Below are 18,393 nucleotides of genomic sequence, written 5' to 3' on the forward strand. Positions count from 1 at the left end.
TCGGATGGACGCCGCGGAGTCGATGGCTGAGCCCGACCAGCCGTCCCCGTCGGAGACCGTGAACGGCCTCAGCGAGCGCGAGCTCGACATGCTCGCTTTCGAACGGCAGTGGTGGAAGTACGCCGGCGCGAAGGAACAGGCCATCCGTGAACGTTTCTCGATGTCGTCGACGCGGTATTACCAGCTGCTGAACCGGCTGCTCGAGAAGACCGAAGCCATGCAGGCCGACCCGATGCTGGTGAAGCGCCTGCGAAAGACGCGAGCGGCCCGGCAGCGCAATCGCGCGGCCCGGCGACTGGGGATCGATCTCTCATGAGTCTGTTTTCGGGCCTGTCCCGGCCGATGAAAGCCGCCGGACTGGCCTTGGTCGGAGTCGCCGTGATCGCCGCCGTGATCGGCGGGATCACCCTCACCACCGGCGGCGGTGACTCGGATACGGCCACGCCGCCCGGCACCACGCCCACGACCTCGGACGGCGCGACCCCGCCGTCGTCCCCTGGAGCGAGTTCGCCTCCGGTCAGTTCGCCGCCCGCCTCGTCGGCGCCGCCGTCGAGCGCGCCCGCGAGTTCCGCGCCGCCCGGGAGCCAGCCGGGTCAGCCCGGGCAGACCGGCCAGCCCGGTCCCGGCCAGCCCGGCCCGGGGCAGCCCGGTGGCGATCAGCAGGCGTCGCACAAGTGGGTGACAGTCCGCGTCTACAACAACAGCACGATCCAAGGCCTCGCCGAGAAGGGCGCGAAAGACTTCCGCGCCTCCGGCTGGAACGTCACCGAAATCGGCCCCCATCAGGGCAGGCTCGAGAAGAGCGCGGCCTACTACCGGCCGGGCACCGACGAGGAAGCCGCCGCGAAGGCGTTGGCGCTGGAGTTCGGGATCGAAGCCCTGCCGAGGTTCGAGGGCATCCAGAACGCGGCCCCTGGGGTGATCGTCATCCTCACCAAGGACTACGAAACCAACGACAAAGCAGGCTCCTAGCCTGGTACGTGAAAGGCCCTCTTCCCACTACGAGGAAGAGGGCCTTTCACGTATTCACGCCTGGTTCTGCGCGTACGCCTCCAGGGCCGCGAGCTGCGCCGGGTCGAGTGACGGCCGGACAGCCTCGGCGGCCTTCGCCAGATGCGCGGCGGTGACCTCCTTGGCCTCCAGTGACTCCCGCATCGCGGTCAGCGCGGCCTCCCGGATCAGCGCCGCGCAGTCCGCCGCCGAGTAACCGTCCAAAGTGGTCGCGTACGCCGCCAAGTCCACATCGGACGCGAGCGGCGTGTTCTTGGCGCTGGCGGCCAGGATCGCCTCGCGGGCGTGCGCGTCCGGCGGGGGGACGTAGACGCGGCGCTCCAGCCGTCCCGGCCGCAGCAAAGCCGGGTCGACCAGTTCCGGCCGGTTCGTCGCACCGAGGACGACGACCTCGCGCATCGGCTCGACACCGTCCAATTCGGTCAGCAGGGCCGCGACGACCCGGTCCGACACGCCGGAGTCCGAGGACTGGCCGCGGCGCGGGGCGAGCGCGTCGATCTCGTCGAGGAAGATCAGCGACGGCGCGGCCTCGGCGGCGCGCCGGAAGAGTTCCCGCACCGCGCGCTCGGACTCGCCGACCCATTTGTCCATCAGTTCGGCGCCCTTGACCGCGAACACGTTCAGCGCGCCGGTGCCGGCGAGCGCGCGGACCAGGAACGTCTTGCCGCCACCGGGCGGCCCGTACAGGAGCACGCCGCGCGGCGGGTCGACGCCGAGGCGGGCGAACGAGTCCGGATAGCGCAGCGGCCACAGCACCGCCTCGGTCAGCGACTGCTTGACCTCGACCATGTTGCCGACGTCGTCGAGGGTGAGCCCGCCGGTGGCCAGATTGTCCGAAGTGGACATCGAGATCGGGCGGACGGTGGTCAGCGCGTCGAGCAGGTCCTGCTGGGAGATCCGCGGCTCGTCCGACTCGCGTTGCCGCAGCGCGGCGCGGAGGGCGGCGTCACGGCGGAGCGCGATGAGGTCGGCGGCCACGAAGCCGGGGGTGCGTTCGGCGATCGGGCCGACGTCGACGCCGGCCTCCAGCGGGGCGTCGCGCAGCAGGACACGCAGCAGTTCTGTGCGGGTCTTGGCGTCCGGCAGCGGCAGGCCGAGTTCGCGGTCGAGCAAGTCGGCCGCGCGCAGCCTCGGATCGGTCGACTCGGCCCGGCCGGTAGTGGCGATGACGGCGAAACCCTTGCTGCGCAAGGCCTTGCGCAGATCATCGAGGACAACCGTCGCGAGCGGCGGCGGCTGGGAAGCGGGCAGCAGCGCGTCGACGTCGGTGATCAGCAGGACGGCGGGAGCTTCGTCGCTCGTGGCCTGCTCGATCGCCGCACGCAGCCGCGCGGCGGCCACGTTCGGTTCGAGAACGGCGATGTTCGGCGCCGCGAGCGACACCACCCGCACCTTCTCGGCCTGTGCCACGGCGCGGACCAGCGTCGCCTTCCCGACGCCTTCCGGCCCGGACAGCAGTACCCCGAGATGCGCCGAGGTCCCGAGTTTGGCCAGCAGTTCCGGACGGTGGAAGGCCAGGTCGAACCATTCGGCGAGCTTGCGCGCGGCCGATTCGGAGCCGGCGAGATCGGACAAGGGAGGGACGGATTCCTCGGCCACCTCGTCGATCTGTTCGTCTTCGACGATCTCGGCGTCGATGAAGTCTTCGTGCGGGGAAGAGGGCGTGCTGCGCACCAGCGTGGTCCCGGCACGGGCCGGAGCGGCGGCGGGCGTGGCCTCGCCGGTGCGGGCCCCGTCCCGCCAGCTGACCACAGTGGACGGTCCGACGGCGACCGGGCCCGACGGCTCGGTGGCGGTGACGGTCAGCAGTTCGTTCGTCCAGGTCATGCCGATGGCGCGGGAGAGCTGGCCGCGGACCGCGGAGACGTCGGAGCCGGGCGCGGGCGCGAGATCCTGGGGGAGCAGGGAAACCGCGTCGCCGACGGTCAGCACCTTGCCGATCAGGGCGAGCCGCAGGGTGTGCGGGGAGAGCGACACGCTGGCCATCCGCGAGCCCGACACGGTGACCGTCTTCGCGGCCGACACCTCCGCCGGCGCGACGACCACCTCCGAGCCCTCGGTCACGCCGAGATTCGACATCGTGACGTCGTCGAGGAGGATCACGCCCGGGATCCCCTCAGCTTCCGAAGGCGCGGCCAGCGCCGAACTGACGCGCGCGCCGGTGAGGCGGACAGTGTCCCAGGCCATCAGGCCGAGCGCGTCGAGGACTTCGGGGTGCAGCCGGACGACGCCGCGGCGGGAATCCAGGGCGGACGGGGTGTGCCGGACGGTCAGCGTGATCTGGGGTGCGCTCACCCTGTCACCCTATCCAGGCTCAGGCCGCCCAGCCGTTGAAGTGCGCGATCCGGTCGAGTGGCGGCCGCTTGCCGGGCCGGAAGTCCCGTTCCAGCTGGATCTGGTGATCGGCGGGCTGGCCGCTTCGGCGCAGTGAGCAAGGGACCTTTGGTGTCGCCCTGGCGCCGCGTCAGTACATGAAGGCCCCCTTCCTTGCGTTAGGCGCAAGGAAGGGGGCCTTCATGTACCGAGCAATCCGGATAGAGCGACCCACGGCCGGTTCCAGGCCACTTGTCCCCAAGTTGTCCACAGGGTCACCTCATTGTGGACAACTCACCCCCTCGACCCCCGTTTCCCCAGGTCCCGTCGGTCAGTCCCGATACGCTGGGCGCGGGGCCGTCCCCCTGGGACGGGCGGGGGGTGGGGGAACGCGGGGTCAGCGTTTGCGGAGGCCGATCCGGCGCCAGGAGCGACGGCGGGGTCCGCGGCCGTTGTCGCGGTCCTTTTCGCTGGTGATGGTGCGCGGAGTGCGCGCGACGTGCTGTTCGCCCCGCTGAAGCCGGACACGCTGGGCGGCACCGGCCACCACGCGCCGCAGCGGCGGACGCAGGCCGAGACGGCGGCGGCTCGAAGAACGCCGGATCGCGCGCCGTTCCCGCGGCGGAGCCATCCACGCTTCCGGGTGTTTGGCGAGCCAGCGCTGCCGGTACACCGAGTACGGGATGTGCGCCAGGTACAGCACCAGCGCGATCGCCAGCGCCACCAGCGGGAACTGGATGATCGCGGCGGCCAGCAGGCCCACCCCGACCAGCAGCGGCGCGATCGCCTTCGCCGGCGCCTTCACCGTCTTCAGCGAAAGCGTCGGGATCCGGCTGATCAGCAGCGCGGCCACGGCGATCGTCCACACCCACACCACGTACTGATGCGACCACCAGCCCTGCCCGAACTGCAGTTCCAGGATCAGCGGCAGCATCGCCAGCAGACCACCGGCGGGCGCGGGCACGCCGACGAAGAACTCACCCGCGTACGGCGGCTGTGCGGTGTCCTCGATCAGCGTGTTGAACCGCGCCAGCCGCAAGATCATGCAGACTGCGAAGATCAGCGACGCGACCCAGCCGATCCGCTCACCTTCGGCGTGCCAGACGTATAGCACCAGCGCGGGCGCGACACCGAACGAGATGCCGTCGGACAGTGAGTCGAGTTCCTGCCCCATCTTCGACGTCGCGTCCAGCAGTCGCGCGATCCGGCCGTCGAGGCTGTCGAGCACCGCGGCGATACCGATCGACGCGATCGCCATCGGATAGTTGCCGATCAGCGCGAACTGCACCGACGACAGACCGGCGCACAGGGCGAGCACCGTGATGGCGTTCGGCAGCAGCCGGACGCCGGGAGTGGTCACGCGGACCATGGATCAGCCTTCCGGGTGCGGCGCCGTGGGCAGCTCGGCGATCGGGGTCTCGCCGCCGATCGTGCGCTGGCCCTTCGAGACGAGGACCTTGCTGCCCGGCGGCAGGTACAGGTCGACTCGCGAGCCGAAGCGGATGATGCCGTACGTCGAGCCGACGCCGACCTCGTCACCCTCGCGGATTTCACAGAGGATGCGCCGGGCCACCAGCCCGGCGATCTGCACCACGACGAGTTCGTGGCCGTCTTCGGTGCGCATGAGCACGGAGTTGCGCTCGTTGTCTTCGCTCGCCTTGTCCAGGTCCGCGGACAGGAACTTCCCCGGCCGGTAGGCGACCCGCTCGATCACGCCGGACGCCGGGATCCGCTGGACGTGCACGTCGAACACCGACAGGAACACGCTGACCCGCATCCGCGGCTCGGCGGGCAGCCCCAGCTCGGGCGGCGGCACGGCCTCTTCGATCAGCGAGACCAGGCCGTCCGCCGACGCGACCGCGAGACCGGACTGGGCGGGCGGAACGCGCTTGGGCTCACGGAAGAAGGCGGCCGTGGCGGCCGTCGCGAGCGCGCCGAGGACGCCGAGGCGCTTGGAGAACCTCCGCAGCACCAGCGTCGCGGCGAGGCCGCCGAACACGAACGGCCTGCCGGCCGGGTGCATCGGCGGGACGGTCTCGCGCGCCAGCTTCACGGCGTGCGCGAGGGGGTTGCCAGTGGCTTCCGGCCGGTTGCCGCTCATTGGTCGGGTTCACCGCAGTTCGTGTCGGGGGTTGGGCATGAAGAGCCACCACGCTACCGCCCTGTCCGGGGCCGGGCCGTGGCCTCCCCCGCAAGGGTTTCCCCGGTCCGGGTGGGAGGGGCCACATCGCGGTAACGGTAGGTGGAAATAAGCGATAACTCTAGGTAGTTGATGCCGATCGCCGACCTTGAGGACCCCGAATGCCCGCCAGCCCGGACCCCGCGGGCGAGCGCCTCGCCGAGTTGTTCCGAGCCTGGAAGAGGGACATTTCGGCGGTGCCGATGCCTTCGCTCGTCGACCCCGTTCGCGCCGCCTCGGTGATCGCCGAGGCCCGAGAAGCCGGATGCATATGCCCCCCGACGGCACATGCACCCGGCCGCGGCCGCTGGAACTGAACGAAAGTCCCACCTTAGATCGCCGGACGCCCGCGATCACCCGTCGCGAGTCAACCGTTACCAACGGTTACTCCGGTGGTCACCGATGACGGGGCGGCCGAGGATCGCGCCGCCCGGAGCCGCGCACCAGCCGCAGCAGGGCGAGCAGCACGATCGAGCCGAGGATGGCGACGCCGAAGCTGGGAAAGTCGAACTCGAAACTCCGCTCGGTGCCCGTCGCGAGGCGGTAGATGAAACCACCCAGCGCCGCGCCGAGTACGCCGATCAGGATGCTGAACAGGCAGCCGCTCCGCCGGTCCTGGCCGCCCACCACGACGTTGGCCAGCCAGCCGGCGATGGCGCCGAACACGATCCACGAGAAGAAACCCATGCCCCGAGATTACCGACGCGAATGGAGTAGCGCACAAGAAGACTTGTACAAGGGTTCTTGTGCAACTACTGTTGTGCGTTATGGCCGACCGTGAAGTGCGTGAAGTCCACGATTCGAAGGTGCTCGCCGCGATGTCGCATCCGCTGCGGCGCCGCCTGCTCGACGTCCTCCGGCTCGACGGCCCGTGCACCGCGTCCGTACTCGCTGAGCGGACCGGGCAGGCCGTCGGGAACGTCAGTCACCACTTGAAGGTGCTGGCCGCCAGCGACCTCGTCGAGGAGGCGCCCGAACTCGCCCGCGACCGGCGTGAGCGCTGGTGGCGCCGCGTCGGGTACGCGGTTTCCTGGTCACCCTCGGACTTCCCGGACGACCCGGTCGCGGCCGCCGCCGAATCCCTCGCCCTCGAACGCCAGGTCTCCATGGCGCGGCAATGGTTCGCCGAACGCGAGGCCTACCCCGAGCAGTGGCACCGGGCCGCTTTCGCGACCGACAGCTGGATGAAGCTGTCGGTCGCGGAAATGGCCGAGATCGAGGGCCGGATCCAGGCGCTGGTCCGGGAGTACAGCGATCGGGAACAGCCCGACGACGGCCAGGAACGCAGGCCGGTGTTCTTCTCCGCCCGAGCCGTCCCGGCCCGGCCGTGAGCGTCCGTGAACGCGGCGGATCGCTGCGCTCACGCGATTTCCGGCTGCTGTGGACCGGCGAGACGACCAGCGTGCTCGGCAGTTCCATCGCCGTCGTCGCGCTGCCGCTCGTCGCGGTGGTCACCCTGGAGGCGAGCACGTTCGCCGTCGGACTGCTGACCGCGGCCGCCTGGGTGCCGTGGCTGCTCATCGGCCTGCCTGCGGGCGCGTGGGTCGACCGCTGGCCGAAACGGCCGATCATGCTGGTGTGCAACACCTTCTCGATGCTGGTGTTCCTGAGCGTCCCGATCGCCGCCTGGTTCGGGCTGCTCACGATGCTCCACTTGATCGTCGTCGCACTGGCCGGCGGCGTCGCGAAGGTGTTCTTCAACGTCGCCTACCGCGCCTACCTGCCCTCATTGGTCTCGAAGGAGGAACTCCAGGAGGCGAACGAGAAACTGCAGGGCAGCGAGTCCGCCGCGCAGATCGCCGGACCCGGACTCGCCGGGCTGCTGGCCCAGGGATTCGGCGCCGTCGCCGGGGTGCTCGCCGACGCCGTCAGTTTCGGGATCTCCTTGCTGTGCCTGCGATCCATCCGCTACCGCGAGCCCAGCCGCGTGGTCACCACGCGGTCGCGGCTGCGGGACGAGATCCGCGAGGGCCTCGATTTCGTTCTCCGGGACCGGTTCCTGCGCGTCTTCGCGGTCTTCGGCGCGGTCTCGAACGTCGCGCTCATGGGGTATCAGTCGATCGAGGTCGTGTTCCTCGCCCGCGATCTCGGGGTGGGGCCGGGTGCCGTCGGGCTGGTGCTCGCGCTCGTCGGCGCGGGCGGCGTTTTCGGCGCCGCGTCGTCGGGCAGACTCGCCGCACGTATCGGCACCGCGCGAGCCTTCGTGCTCTGTGAGGGCTTCGGGGCGCTGATGATGTTGCTGGGGCCGCTCGCGCGGGGCGGCTGGGGGCTCGCGTTCTTCGTCGCCGCCGGGTTTTCGCTGAGCGCCGGGGTGGTCGGCTCGAACGTCCTCAACGCCACGTTCAAGCAGCGCTATGTCCCGGCGGCGATGTTCGGCCGGGTCACCGCGAGCATGTCCGTGCTGAGCTTCGGCGCGATCGCGCTGGGCGGCCTGCTGGGCGGGATCCTCGGCGAGACCGCGGGCGTGCGGCAGACGTTGTGGCTGATGGCCGGGCTCGAAGTCGTCGCCGTCGCCGCGCTGCTGTTCACGCCGATCGGCCGGTGCCGCGACTTCCCGATCGCGTCGCGTTGCCAGACCGCGTGAAGGAGCGCAAGTAGCCGGCTACTGGAGGAAGAGGGTCACAGCAGCAGGACGTCCACCTCGTCGCCCTGCTCGGCGGAGTCCACGTCCTCCGGCAGCACGATCAGGCAGTTCGCCTGCGTGAACGACGCCAGCAGATGCGATCCCGGCCCGCCGCGCGGCCCGACGATCCCGGTGACCTCGCCCTCGGCATGCGTGTAGAAGCCCCGCCGGAACTGACGCCTTCCGGCGGGGGACGTCATCGCCTCGGTCAGCCGGGCCCGCACCCGCTGCCGGTCGACCCCGGAATGCCCCATCGCCGACAGCAGCGCCGGCCGCAGGAACGCCTCGAAGGACACGAGCACGCTCACCGGATTGCCCGGCAGCGTCACCACCGGCACGCCGTTCCACCGTCCGCAGCCCTGCGGCCCGCCCGGCTGCATCGCGACCTTCCGGAATTCCACGCCCTGCCCGGTCAGCGCGTCCTTCACCACTTCGTACGCCCCCGCGCTGACCCCGCCCGAGGTCACCAGCAGATCCACGTCCGCCAGCCGCGGCTCGATCACCGCCCGGAACTCGGCCACGTCGTCGACGACACTGCGCACGACCTCGGCCTCGCAGCCGAGCGCGCGGATCGCGGACGCCAGCATGATGCTGTTCGACTCGTAGATCTGCCCGTGCCGCAAGGGTTCCGGCGCGTCGACGAGTTCGGTGCCGGTGGACACGACGAGCACCTTCAACGGCCTCCGCACCGGGACCTCGGCGAGTCCGACAGCCGCCGCGAGCCCCAGTCGCGCCGGGCCGAGCACGCTTCCGGCGGACAGCGCCACCGTGCCCTCGACGACGTCTTCGCCGAGATGTCTGATGTGCGCGCCCGGGACGGCTGTCCTGAGAATTCGGACGTCGGTCACGCCACCGTCCGTGTGCTCGACCATCACGACGGCGTCCGCGCCGGGTGGCAGCGGGGCGCCGGTCATGATCCGGTGCGCGGTCCCCGGCTCCAGTGTCCCGATCTCGACGCGGCCGGCGGGGATGTCGTCGGCGACCGGCAGCGTTACGGGCACTTGGGAGACATCGGCCGCGCGGACGGCGTAACCGTCCATAGCGGAGTTGTCGAACGGCGGCAGCGAAACCCCCGCGAGTACGTCCTCGGCCAGGACTAGCCCGGCGGCGGAGGCGAGCGGAAGGCTGATGACGGGGGCGTTTCCGAGCAGGCCGGTGACGGTCTCACGGTGGGCGTCGACGGAGATCACGACGACCATCCTCCCCGGTCGGGGGCCGCATGCAACACTCTGCGCGTCACAACGACCACCGGGGAGCAGAAGACATGCAGGTTCAGATCCGTCACCAGCCATCGTTCGCGGTGGCGAGGCTCATGCTCGCACCGGGTGAACCGGCGCAGGTCGAGTCGGGCGCGATGATGGCGACGAGCTATGGCGTGCAGGTCCAGTCCCAGGCGCAGGGCGGCATCATGAAGGGGCTCGGCCGCGCTTTCCTCTCCGGCGAGTCCTTCTTCATCTCCACCTACACCGCCCCGCAGAACGGCGGCTGGGTCGACGTCGCCGCGAACCTGCCCGGCGACATGCAGATCATCAACCTCGACGGCCGCACCGGCTGGTGCGTCACCCGCGGTTCGTGGCTCGCGTCCTCCCACGGCGTGCAGACCGAGACCAAATGGGGCGGGCTCAAGAACCTCGTCGGCGGCGAGGGCGGCTTCCTGACGCACGCGACGGGACAGGGCCCGCTGGTCGTGGCCTGCTACGGCGCGCTGGAGACGGTCACCCTCCAGCAGGGCGAGGTGATCACCATCGACACCGGGCACGTCGTCGCGTTCGCCGACACCCTGCAGTACCAGATCCGCAAGGTCGCCACCGGTGTCATCCAGTCGATGAAGAGCGGTGAAGGCCTCGTCTTCGACTTCGCCGGGCCGGGCCAGTTGCTCACCCAGACCCGCAACCCGTCGGCGCTGTCCGCCTGGGTGATCGCCCAGGTCCCGTCCCGCTGAGCGCATGCGCGTCCAGACAAGGCACACCCCGAACTTCGGGGTCGCACGCGTGCTGCTGTCCCCCGGCGAAGCCGTCCAGGCCGCCGGGGACACCATGCTGGCCAGCAGTTTCGGCATCACCGAAACCGTTCCCGCGCGCGGTGGTTCACGGGCGGGCAAGGCCGCTCCGTCGGTGTTCAACGCGCCGGAGGGCGGCGGCTGGATCGACTTCGCGCCGCTGACCGCCGGTGACGTCTACCCGCTGGAGTTCACCGGCGGCTCGGGCTGGTGCGTGAGCCGGGACGCGATCCTCGCCCGTCCGGCGACCATCAGGCAGGACCCCGGCTGGGCGCCGCTGCAGAAGCTCTTCGGGGCCGATTCCGGCTTTCTGGAGCACTACAGCGGAAGCGGCCCGCTCGTGCTGGCCGCGCAGGGCCCGGTCGACGCCTTCGAACTCACCGCCGGGGAACTCGTCACCGTGCGGCCGGACTTCCTGCTGGCCTACCCGGACACCGTGCAGTGCCGTCTCCGCGCCGTCGACCAGTCCGGTCCGCAGTCGGTCCGGACCGGCGAGGGGCTCGCGCTGGACTTCGCGGGACCGGGACGCGTCTTGGTGCAAGCGCGCAATAGGCGGCTTTCCCGCGGATGACCTTAGGGCGAATCGAGCATTGCCGACGCCGGTAATTCGGGTAGCGTGAACCGCACTCGAAACCGCCGTCCTGGCCAGAGAAGGCCGGCGGGTCCTGTGCTGAGGGAGGGCGCCGTGGCAGTCGGCACCGTCAAATGGTTCAACTCGGAAAAGGGCTACGGATTCATCGAATCCACCGAAGGGCCCGACGTCTTCGTCCACTACTCGGCCATTCAGGCCGACGGATTCCGGACGCTGGACGAGGGTGATCGGGTGGAATTCGAAGTCCAATCCGGACGAGACGGGCGGAGTCAGGCGGCGGACGTGCGCAAGGTCTAGCAGTCCATCCATGCCCCCGCCGCCACCCTCAACGGAGGCGCTGACGCGCCGCGGGGCCGGATTCCGGGCCGACCCCCGGCGGCCTCGGGAACTGGCGCGTTACGCTTCGCGGCGTGACAGGCGATGAGTCGGGGGACCTGACCGGTCGCCGGCTGGGCAACTACCGCATCGACGGTGTGCTCGGCAAGGGCGGCATGAGCGTGACCTACAAGGCCACGGACGTGCGGCTCGGACGCAAGGTGGCACTGAAGGTCATCGGTGATCACCTCGGGGCCGACGCCGAGTTCCGCGAGCGCTTCGTCGACGAGGCGCGGAACACGTCCGCGATCGACCATGCCAACGTCGTGCCCTTGTACGACTTCGGCGAGCTCGAAGGCATGCTCTACATCGCCATGCGGATGGTCGACGGCGGGGACCTCGCCGGGCTGATCTCCGGCGGCCCGATCGCGCCCGCCCGTGCGCTGACCATGCTCGACCAGGTCGCCGACGCGCTCGACACCCTGCACAACCGGGGTCTCGTGCATCTCGACGTCAAACCGGCCAACGTCCTGGTCACCAGCAAGGAGACCTCGCGCGAGCACGTCTACGTGGCCGACTTCGGCCTGACCCGCCGCGGCGCCACCGGGCACCGCACCCGCGGCGGCGACTTCCTCGGCTCGCCGACCTACGCCGCGCCCGAGCACCTGCGCGGTGAGCCGCTCGACGGCCGCACCGACCAGTACGCCCTCACCTGCGTCCTTTACGCCTGCCTGACCGGCAGCCCGCCCTTCAAGGGCGACGTGCAGACGGTCATCAAGGGGCATCTGAACGGAGAGCCCCCGGCCATCTCGCGGATCGTCGGCCTGCCCGCCGGGATCGACGAGGTCGTCCGCAAGGGAATGGCGAAGAATCCCGCCGATCGCTACCCGGACTGTGTTGAGATGATCGCGGCCGCCAGGCGCGCGTTGGGTCCGCTCGCCACGTCGAACGAGCCGCCGGGTCCGCCCGGGGCCGCGGCGCCGGTCCAGCAGGCGCCGCGGCAGAACACGCCGCCACAGGGAGAGGGGGGCCCCGTGCACCCGTACGGAGGACAGCAGCCCGGCTACGGCCAGCAGGGACCGGGACCGCAGGGTCCCCCGCCGCAGGGCCCGCCGCCCGGTTACGGTCCGCCGCCGCAGCAGGGTGGGTTCCAGCAGCAGGGCGGTTACCAGCAGGGTCCGCCGCCGGGCTACGGTCCGCCGCCGCAGCAGGGCGGGTTCCAGCAGCAGGGCGGTTACCAGCAGGGCCCGCCCCCTGGTTACGGTCCGCCGCCGCAGCATCAGGGTGGTTTCCAGCCGAAGAAGAGCGGCGGCGCCAAGTGGATCTGGATCATCGTCGGCGTCCTCGTGGTCGCCGGCGCGATCGTCGCCGCCATCTTCGTCTTCGGTGACTCGAGCAGCGGGAACGGCCCGCAGACCACCGCGCCGAACATCCCGGTGGGCCCCGGCGGCTCGCAGTCGCAGTCCCCGGAGTCGTCGCTGAAGGCTCCGCCGACCTCGATCTCCGTCAAACCGGGCACCTGACATCGCACCGCGCTGACCTGCGGTTCTTGCACTCGACCCTGGAGAGTGCTAAACACGGCATTAGCACTCGACGCCGTCGAGTGCCAGGCAAGCGGTCACCGACCGCTCGTCTGAAGGTCGGGACGGTGAGGCCGCACCCTTGAGTGGGTGGGTCGTCCGTCGCGGGCACCGAGCCTGGCCGAGGAAGAGTCCTGCTGCCGCCGCTGCTGAGACATTCACCAGCGCGGCGGTGGCGCCCAATACCGGAGGACCACACCGCAATGGCCAAACTGATCGCGTTCGACGAGGACGCCCGCCGCGGTCTTGAGCGCGGCTTGAACACCCTCGCCGAAGCCGTCAAGGTGACCCTCGGCCCGCGGGGCCGGAACGTCGTGCTCGAAAAGAAGTGGGGCGCGCCGACGATCACCAACGACGGTGTCTCCATCGCCAAGGAGATCGAGCTCGAGGACCCGTGGGAGAAGATCGGGGCCGAGCTCGTCAAGGAAGTTGCCAAGAAGACCGACGACGTCGCGGGTGACGGCACCACCACCGCCACCGTGCTCGCCCAGGCTCTCGTCCGCGAGGGTCTGCGCAACGTCGCCGCCGGGGCCGACCCCATCAGCCTGAAGCGCGGCATCGAGGCGGCCGTCGAGGCCATCACCGAGCAGCTGCACAAGATGGCCGTCCAGATCGAGACCAAGGAGCAGATCGCTGCTACCGCCTCGATCTCGGCCGCTGACCGCACCATCGGCGAGCTCATCGCCGAGGCGCTGGACAAGGTCGGCAAGGAAGGCGTCGTCACCGTCGAGGAGAGCAACACCTTCGGGCTCGAGCTCGAGCTCACCGAGGGTATGCGCTTCGACAAGGGCTACATCTCCGGTTACTTCGTGACCGACCCGGAGCGTCAGGAAGCCGAGCTCGAGGACCCGTACGTCCTCCTCTTCGGTTCCAAGATCTCCACCGTCAAGGACGTGCTGCCGCTGCTGGAGAAGGTCATCCAGTCCGGCAAGCCGCTGCTGATCATCGCCGAGGACGTCGAGGGCGAGGCTCTGGCCACCCTGATCGTCAACAAGATGCGCGGCACCTTCAAGTCCGTCGCCGTCAAGGCCCCGGGCTTCGGTGACCGCCGCAAGGCGATCCTGCAGGACATCGCGATCCTGACCGGTGGACAGGTCATCTCCGAGGACGTCGGCCTCAAGCTGGAGAACGCGGACCTTTCCCTGCTGGGCAAGGCACGCAAGGCCGTCATCACCAAGGACGAGACCACCATCGTCGAGGGTGCGGGCGACGCCGACCAGATCCAGGGTCGCGTCAACCAGATCCGCGCCGAGATCGAGAACTCGGACTCGGACTACGACCGCGAGAAGCTCCAGGAGCGGCTGGCGAAGCTGGCCGGCGGCGTGGCCGTCATCAAGGCCGGTGCCGCCACCGAGGTCGAGCTGAAGGAGCGCAAGCACCGCATCGAGGACGCGGTGCGCAACGCCAAGGCCGCCGTCGAAGAGGGCATCGTCGCCGGTGGTGGCGTCGCTCTCATCCAGGCCGCCGAGGCCGCCTTCGCCGGTCTGAAGCTCGAGGGCGACGAGGCCACTGGTGCCAACATCGTCAAGGTCGCCGTCGAGGCGCCGCTCAAGCAGATCGCGATCAACGCCGGCCTCGAAGGCGGCGTCGTGGCGGAGAAGGTCAAGTCCCTCCCGCAGGGTCACGGCCTCAACGCCGCCACCGGTGTCTACGAGGACCTGCTCGCCGCCGGCGTGCCGGACCCCACGAAGGTCACCCGCTCCGCGCTGCAGAACGCCGCTTCCATCGCGGCGCTGTTCCTGACCACCGAAGCCGTCGTGGCGGACAAGCCGGAGAAGGCCTCGGCCGCTCCCGCCGACCCGTCCGGTGGCATGGGCGGCATGGACTTCTGAGTTCGAGCCAGTAGCACCACCGGAAAGCCCGGACGCGCCTCGCGCGTCCGGGCTTTTCCTGTGTCCGGAGCCGGACCGGTCGGTTCGGCCGAGCCGCTGCCCCGGCGCCGGCGCCGGCGCCGGAGAGGCCGTGTCGCGAAAGCCACTTTCAGGACGTCAGATGTCCCCAAAGTGGCTTTCGCGACATCCCGGGCACGGCGAAAAGGCCCGGACATCCCCATGTCCGGGCCTTTTCACCCACCCCCTTGCCCCCGGCCCCCGTCGGGCAGGCGGACGCCGCGTCCCCTGCGCGCGGCGTCCGCTCTGGTTCAGGATTCGCCCGGCCGCTCCGGAGTCAGGAGCCACGCGGCGACGTAGACCGGGATCGCGAACCCGGCGGTGAAGAAGACACCGGCCACGAGGGCGATGCGCAGGATCGCGGCGTCGACGCCGAGGTAGGCGGCCCAGCCGCCGGCGACGCCCGCGAGCATCTTGTCGGTCCGGCTGCGGTAGAGCTTCTTGGTGGCCTGGGGGGTGTACACGCTGTTCGTCATGGCTCCATATTCGCCCCGGATCGGCACCCGGCACATCGGGGAACGGCCCGGAGCCGACCCTGGAATCCGACCCCTGGGGGTCGGCGCGGCCGAGTTGGTGCGCGCCTGCCTCAGGGCGTGGAAAATGCCTCGATGACGATCAAGGCGAAAGCACTCATCTTCGGGGTCGCGGTACTGACCGTGCTGGGAATCGGCACGGCCGGTGCCGCGCCCGAAGGCCATGGCGCGCAGAGCAGGCTCGACGTCGTCCAGTCCCGCGGCGAACTCCGCGTGTGCTCGACGGGCGACTATCGCCCGTTCACCTATCGCGACGCCGCGGGCGCGTGGAGCGGGATCGACATCGACCTCGCGGACGACCTCGCCCAGCGGCTCGGTGTCCGCCTCAGTTTGGTCCAGACCACGTGGAAGTCGATCGCCGACGACGTCGGACGGAAGTGCGACCTGGCGATGGGTGGCGTGTCGGTGACGTTGGACCGCGCGAAGAAGGGCTTCTTCACGTCACCCTATCTTCGTGACGGCAAGACGCCGATCACCTTGTGCGAGAACGAAAAACGATTCCAGACACGCGAGCAGATCGATCAACCGGGTGTCCGGGCGATCGTGAATCCGGGCGGTACCAACGAACAGTTCGCCGACGCCACCCTCAAGCGGGCGACCATCGTGCGGCATCCGGACAACAACACGATCTTCGCCGAGATCCTGGCAGGCCGTGCCGACCTGATGATCACCGACGCGACCGAAACCCGTTGGCAGGCAAAGCGGAACCCGCGCCTGTGCGCGGTGCACCCCGACGCGCCGTTCACCTTCTCGGAGAAGGCGTACCTCCTGCCGCGCGACGTCGTGTTCAAGGAGTGGGCCGACCAGTGGCTGCGTCTCGTGCTGAACGACGGGACCTACGCGCGGATCGCGAAACCCTGGCTCGGCTGAACTCGGTTTGAACCACTTTCGTCAACCGGCCGTGTCTCCAGACGCGGGTGAGGAGGAACCAGACCGGAGGAAACACGGATGATGAACAGCGCCGGGAAACACCGCGGCGATGTTCGCGGTCGGCACTCCGGACGGACAGGCCGCGGAAAGCTGCCAGGGACTCGACACCGCCCTCCGGAACAACCTCGACTTCACCGCCGCCCAGCAGGCGGACCCGGACGACCTGGCCGAGGCGCGGATCGCGAACCGGCAGGCCGTCGTCGACCTCATCCGGCAGCGCCGTCAGACGGCGGGCTGCGCCGGGAACGGGCAAGCCGACGGCGAGAAGCAGGAGCAGAGCCAGGCGAGGTCACCGGTGTTTCCGGCACCTGCGCGCTGCTGAACAACGCGGTCTTCGACCAGGTCCGCGAACCAGGGAAGTTCCTGATCCGCCGGGCGATCATCGAACGGGCCGGCTGAGCGACGGGCCCTTCCGGACCCCTCGGCCGGGAGGGCCCGTGTTCGTTTGTATCTCACTTGTACGCCCTTTCGGGACGCTTCTCGCGAAACGCCGAGAAAGGACATCCGATGAGATTCAGACGAGTGGTCACCGCGGCCGCGACCGCGTTGCTGGGCATGGCCGGGCTCGCGATCACCGTGACGTCGGCCGAAGCCGCCGTCGGTCCGCGTCCCAACTTCCAGCTCCCGTTCCCCTGCGACCAGGTGTGGAACGGCGACAACGACAACAGCAGTGCGCACCGGGCCTACGAAATCGACTTCAACCGCGGCAGCTCCGCGGGGGCGGACCTTGGTGACACCGTCGTCGCGGCGGCCGCGGGCAAGGTGGTCACCTCGGCGCATCAGGGTTCGGCGAACGGCTTCGGCAACCTGGTGAAGATCGACCACGGTGGGGGATGGTCGACCTACTACGCGCATCTGAAGGTGCGTTCGGTCGCGGCCGGTGCGCAGGTCGCGCAGGGGCAGAAGATCGGCGAGGTCGGCAACACCTCCAAGCCGGGCAACAACATCAGCCCGCACCTGCACTACGAAGTCCGCACCAACGACGCCTCGTGGCCCGACAACATCAAGCCCGCGTACTTCAACGGCGTGAAGTTCGGCTACCCCAACGCCAACGTGACCTCCAAGAACACGTGCGGCGGCAACGGGAACCCCAATCCGTACGACGCCGTCGAGGTGTGCGGCGACGGCTACAAGGTGATCGACTCGCAGGCGCTCGGCACCGCCGCGACCACGTACCTGCTGTACAACGGCACGAACAAGAACAACTGCGTCACCACCATCAAGGCCACGTCGGTCGGTGCGGCCAGCGCGGTCTCGGCGTTCCTCGAAGTGGAAGGCGCGGCGAGGAAGAGCGACTCCGGCAGCTTCGAGTACTACGCGGGCCCAGTGAGCGCGGCCGCGGGCGCGAAGTGCGTCAGGTGGGGCGGCTCGGCGGGGTCCTCCAGCTACGAATCCCCGCTCGAACACTGCGGCTGACCCCTGCGGGAGCGTGAGATGAAGGACGCTCTCCTAGCGAATTTCGCCAGGAAAGCGTCCTTCATCTCATCGGAGGTGGGCGCGGACGCGGGTGAGGCGGGTCTCCCAAGCGGCGCGGACGTCCGGAGCGGCGGCGTGCGCGCCGAAGAGGTCCGGTGCCGGAGCGCTACGGGGGACCGGCAGTCGACCGTCCACAGGGGACAGTGACTCGCCGCAGACGTCCCCGGTCAGCAACGACATCGTTCCCAGTCCGCACGCGAAGTCCAAAGTGGGCAGTGCGCCCGCGAGCGCCAGTCCGGCGGCGAGCCCGACACTCGTCTCGACGGCGGACGACACCACGCACGGCAGGCCACAGGCTTCGGCGACCTCCAGCGCGCGCCGGACCCCGCCCAGTGGCGCGACCTTCAGCACGGCCACGTCGGCCGCGCCCGCCACCGCCACCTTGAGCGGGTCTTCGGCCCGGCGGATCGATTCGTCCGCGGCGATCCGCACCTCGACGCGGCGCCGGACGTCAGCCAGGTCCCCGATCGATGGGCACGGCTGCTCGACGTACTCGAGTCCGCCCGCCGCGCGGTCCAGTTCCCCGATGGCCTTGACCGCGGTGTCCACGTCCCAGGCCATGTTCGCGTCGACGCGGACAGCGCCGGACGGGCCCAGCGCCGCCCGCACCGCCTCCACCCGCGCGCAGTCCTCGGCCAGGCTCACCCGCGGGTCGGCGACCTTGACCTTCGCCGTGCGACAGCCCGAAGCGGCCACGAGTTCATACGCCTTCTCCGGCGACACCACCGGTACGGTCGCGTTCACCTCGACGCTGTCCCGCACCGGCGAAGGCCATCCGCGTTCGCTCGCCTCCAGCGCGGAGGCGAGCCACGGCGCGCTTTCGGCGTCGGAATAGTCGGAGAACGGGCAGAATTCGCCCCAGCCCGCTTCACCGCGGATCAGCAGTCCTTCACGGACCGTGATGCCGCGGAACCGGGTCCGCAGGGGGATCGCGTAGACGTCCATCGACGCCG

General features: G+C 69.9%; 19 protein-coding genes. 12 read left to right on the forward strand and 7 right to left on the reverse strand.

Going from position 1 to position 18,393, the window contains the following annotated elements; translation table 11 throughout:
- Window positions 1-4 precede the first annotated feature (4 nt).
- Together BS329_RS10170 and BS329_RS10175 are read left to right on the forward strand one after the other, a co-directional pair.
- Window positions 5-316: a DUF3263 domain-containing protein gene (locus tag BS329_RS10170; protein WP_005160574.1), complete on the forward strand. Its 312-nt coding sequence runs from the start codon at window positions 5-7 to the stop codon at window positions 314-316.
- Window positions 313-972: a LytR C-terminal domain-containing protein gene (locus BS329_RS10175; RefSeq protein ID WP_084749556.1), complete on the forward strand. Its 660-nt coding sequence runs from the start codon at window positions 313-315 to the stop codon at window positions 970-972. The genes BS329_RS10170 and BS329_RS10175 overlap by 4 nt, the downstream gene beginning before the upstream one ends.
- 54 nt (window positions 973-1,026) lie before the next feature.
- Here BS329_RS10175 and BS329_RS10180 read toward each other — a convergent pair whose 3' ends face one another.
- The 4 genes from BS329_RS10180 to BS329_RS10195 form a co-directional block, all read right to left on the reverse strand.
- Window positions 1,027-3,306 (reverse strand): AAA family ATPase, encoded by a 2,280-nt coding sequence (locus tag BS329_RS10180; protein ID WP_076158553.1) that lies wholly within the window; start codon window positions 3,304-3,306, stop codon window positions 1,027-1,029.
- A 415-nt stretch (window positions 3,307-3,721) separates the two neighbouring features.
- A complete protein-coding gene (gene pssA, locus BS329_RS10185; protein WP_076158555.1) occupies window positions 3,722-4,693 on the reverse strand; it encodes a CDP-diacylglycerol--serine O-phosphatidyltransferase in 972 nt (323 codons plus the stop codon).
- Window positions 4,694-4,696: 3 nt separating this feature from the next.
- Window positions 4,697-5,425, reverse strand: coding sequence for a phosphatidylserine decarboxylase (locus BS329_RS10190; RefSeq protein ID WP_076158558.1), 729 nt, complete (start codon window positions 5,423-5,425; stop codon window positions 4,697-4,699).
- 474 nt (window positions 5,426-5,899) lie between these two features.
- Window positions 5,900-6,190 (reverse strand): GlsB/YeaQ/YmgE family stress response membrane protein, encoded by a 291-nt coding sequence (locus BS329_RS10195; RefSeq protein WP_076158560.1) that lies wholly within the window; start codon window positions 6,188-6,190, stop codon window positions 5,900-5,902.
- 80 nt (window positions 6,191-6,270) lie between these two features.
- On the opposite strand from BS329_RS10195, the gene BS329_RS10200 reads away from it, so the two are divergent.
- Window positions 6,271-6,834 carry an ArsR/SmtB family transcription factor gene (locus BS329_RS10200; RefSeq protein ID WP_076158563.1) on the forward strand — a complete coding sequence of 188 codons (564 nt, stop codon included), beginning with the start codon at window positions 6,271-6,273 and terminating at the stop codon, window positions 6,832-6,834.
- Window positions 6,831-8,087 (forward strand): MFS transporter, encoded by a 1,257-nt coding sequence (locus BS329_RS10205; RefSeq protein WP_076158565.1) that lies wholly within the window; start codon window positions 6,831-6,833, stop codon window positions 8,085-8,087. The genes BS329_RS10200 and BS329_RS10205 overlap by 4 nt, the downstream gene beginning before the upstream one ends.
- 35 nt (window positions 8,088-8,122) lie before the next feature.
- Here BS329_RS10205 and moeA read toward each other — a convergent pair whose 3' ends face one another.
- On the reverse strand, window positions 8,123-9,316 hold the full coding sequence (gene moeA, locus BS329_RS10210) for a molybdopterin molybdotransferase MoeA (RefSeq protein WP_084749619.1): 1,194 nt from the start codon (window positions 9,314-9,316) through the stop codon (window positions 8,123-8,125).
- A gap of 74 nt (window positions 9,317-9,390) precedes the next feature.
- On the opposite strand from moeA, the gene BS329_RS10215 reads away from it, so the two are divergent.
- From BS329_RS10215 to groL, 5 genes are all read left to right on the forward strand, one after another.
- Entirely contained in the window at window positions 9,391-10,068 is a 678-nt protein-coding gene (locus tag BS329_RS10215) for a TIGR00266 family protein (protein ID WP_034308282.1), read from the forward strand.
- Window positions 10,069-10,072: 4 nt separating this feature from the next.
- Window positions 10,073-10,696 (forward strand): AIM24 family protein, encoded by a 624-nt coding sequence (locus tag BS329_RS10220; RefSeq protein WP_076158571.1) that lies wholly within the window; start codon window positions 10,073-10,075, stop codon window positions 10,694-10,696.
- Window positions 10,697-10,810: 114 nt separating this feature from the next.
- Window positions 10,811-11,014 (forward strand): cold-shock protein, encoded by a 204-nt coding sequence (locus BS329_RS10225; protein WP_076160121.1) that lies wholly within the window; start codon window positions 10,811-10,813, stop codon window positions 11,012-11,014.
- Between the two features lie 113 nt (window positions 11,015-11,127).
- Entirely contained in the window at window positions 11,128-12,555 is a 1,428-nt protein-coding gene (locus tag BS329_RS10230; RefSeq protein WP_076158573.1) for a serine/threonine-protein kinase, read from the forward strand.
- Window positions 12,556-12,815: 260 nt separating this feature from the next.
- Window positions 12,816-14,444 carry a chaperonin GroEL gene (gene groL / locus BS329_RS10235; protein WP_076158576.1) on the forward strand — a complete coding sequence of 543 codons (1,629 nt, stop codon included), beginning with the start codon at window positions 12,816-12,818 and terminating at the stop codon, window positions 14,442-14,444.
- Between the two features lie 308 nt (window positions 14,445-14,752).
- Here groL and BS329_RS10240 read toward each other — a convergent pair whose 3' ends face one another.
- Window positions 14,753-14,977, reverse strand: a complete 225-nt coding sequence (locus BS329_RS10240) for a PspC domain-containing protein (RefSeq protein WP_076158579.1) — start codon at window positions 14,975-14,977, stop codon at window positions 14,753-14,755.
- Between the two features lie 132 nt (window positions 14,978-15,109).
- On the opposite strand from BS329_RS10240, the gene BS329_RS10245 reads away from it, so the two are divergent.
- The 3 genes from BS329_RS10245 to BS329_RS10255 all read left to right on the forward strand — a co-directional run bounded on the left by BS329_RS10245 (window position 15,110) and on the right by BS329_RS10255 (window position 17,380).
- Window positions 15,110-15,904: a transporter substrate-binding domain-containing protein gene (locus tag BS329_RS10245; RefSeq protein WP_076158581.1), complete on the forward strand. Its 795-nt coding sequence runs from the start codon at window positions 15,110-15,112 to the stop codon at window positions 15,902-15,904.
- A 109-nt stretch (window positions 15,905-16,013) separates the two neighbouring features.
- Entirely contained in the window at window positions 16,014-16,286 is a 273-nt protein-coding gene (locus tag BS329_RS10250; RefSeq protein WP_076158584.1) for a hypothetical protein, read from the forward strand.
- Between the two features lie 185 nt (window positions 16,287-16,471).
- Window positions 16,472-17,380 carry a M23 family metallopeptidase gene (locus BS329_RS10255; RefSeq protein ID WP_244197098.1) on the forward strand — a complete coding sequence of 303 codons (909 nt, stop codon included), beginning with the start codon at window positions 16,472-16,474 and terminating at the stop codon, window positions 17,378-17,380.
- A 66-nt stretch (window positions 17,381-17,446) separates the two neighbouring features.
- On the opposite strand, the gene BS329_RS10260 is transcribed toward BS329_RS10255, so the two are convergent.
- Complete coding sequence (locus tag BS329_RS10260; RefSeq protein ID WP_076158589.1) at window positions 17,447-18,385, reverse strand: o-succinylbenzoate synthase; 939 nt, start codon at window positions 18,383-18,385, stop codon at window positions 17,447-17,449.
- Window positions 18,386-18,393: the final 8 nt, after the last annotated feature.

It is taken from the genome of Amycolatopsis coloradensis, assembly GCF_001953865.1.
Lineage (GTDB): Bacteria > Actinomycetota > Actinomycetes > Mycobacteriales > Pseudonocardiaceae > Amycolatopsis > Amycolatopsis coloradensis.

What these genes read in the sequence shown, in the direction of transcription:
- BS329_RS10170 (WP_005160574.1), top strand. Translation starts at nt 5, where the DNA reads ATGGACGCCGCGGAGTCGATGGCTGAGCCCGACCAGCCGTCCCCGTCG.
- BS329_RS10175 (WP_084749556.1), top strand. Translation starts at nt 313, where the DNA reads ATGAGTCTGTTTTCGGGCCTGTCCCGGCCGATGAAAGCCGCCGGACTG.
- pssA (WP_076158555.1), bottom strand. Translation starts at nt 4,693, where the DNA reads ATGGTCCGCGTGACCACTCCCGGCGTCCGGCTGCTGCCGAACGCCATC.
- BS329_RS10190 (WP_076158558.1), bottom strand. Translation starts at nt 5,425, where the DNA reads ATGAGCGGCAACCGGCCGGAAGCCACTGGCAACCCCCTCGCGCACGCC.
- BS329_RS10195 (WP_076158560.1), bottom strand. Translation starts at nt 6,190, where the DNA reads ATGGGTTTCTTCTCGTGGATCGTGTTCGGCGCCATCGCCGGCTGGCTG.
- BS329_RS10200 (WP_076158563.1), top strand. Translation starts at nt 6,271, where the DNA reads ATGGCCGACCGTGAAGTGCGTGAAGTCCACGATTCGAAGGTGCTCGCC.
- BS329_RS10215 (WP_034308282.1), top strand. Translation starts at nt 9,391, where the DNA reads ATGCAGGTTCAGATCCGTCACCAGCCATCGTTCGCGGTGGCGAGGCTC.
- BS329_RS10220 (WP_076158571.1), top strand. Translation starts at nt 10,073, where the DNA reads ATGCGCGTCCAGACAAGGCACACCCCGAACTTCGGGGTCGCACGCGTG.
- groL (WP_076158576.1), top strand. Translation starts at nt 12,816, where the DNA reads ATGGCCAAACTGATCGCGTTCGACGAGGACGCCCGCCGCGGTCTTGAG.
- BS329_RS10240 (WP_076158579.1), bottom strand. Translation starts at nt 14,977, where the DNA reads ATGACGAACAGCGTGTACACCCCCCAGGCCACCAAGAAGCTCTACCGC.
- BS329_RS10245 (WP_076158581.1), top strand. Translation starts at nt 15,110, where the DNA reads ATGACGATCAAGGCGAAAGCACTCATCTTCGGGGTCGCGGTACTGACC.
- BS329_RS10250 (WP_076158584.1), top strand. Translation starts at nt 16,014, where the DNA reads ATGTTCGCGGTCGGCACTCCGGACGGACAGGCCGCGGAAAGCTGCCAG.
- BS329_RS10255 (WP_244197098.1), top strand. Translation starts at nt 16,472, where the DNA reads ATGAGATTCAGACGAGTGGTCACCGCGGCCGCGACCGCGTTGCTGGGC.
- BS329_RS10260 (WP_076158589.1), bottom strand. Translation starts at nt 18,385, where the DNA reads ATGGACGTCTACGCGATCCCCCTGCGGACCCGGTTCCGCGGCATCACG.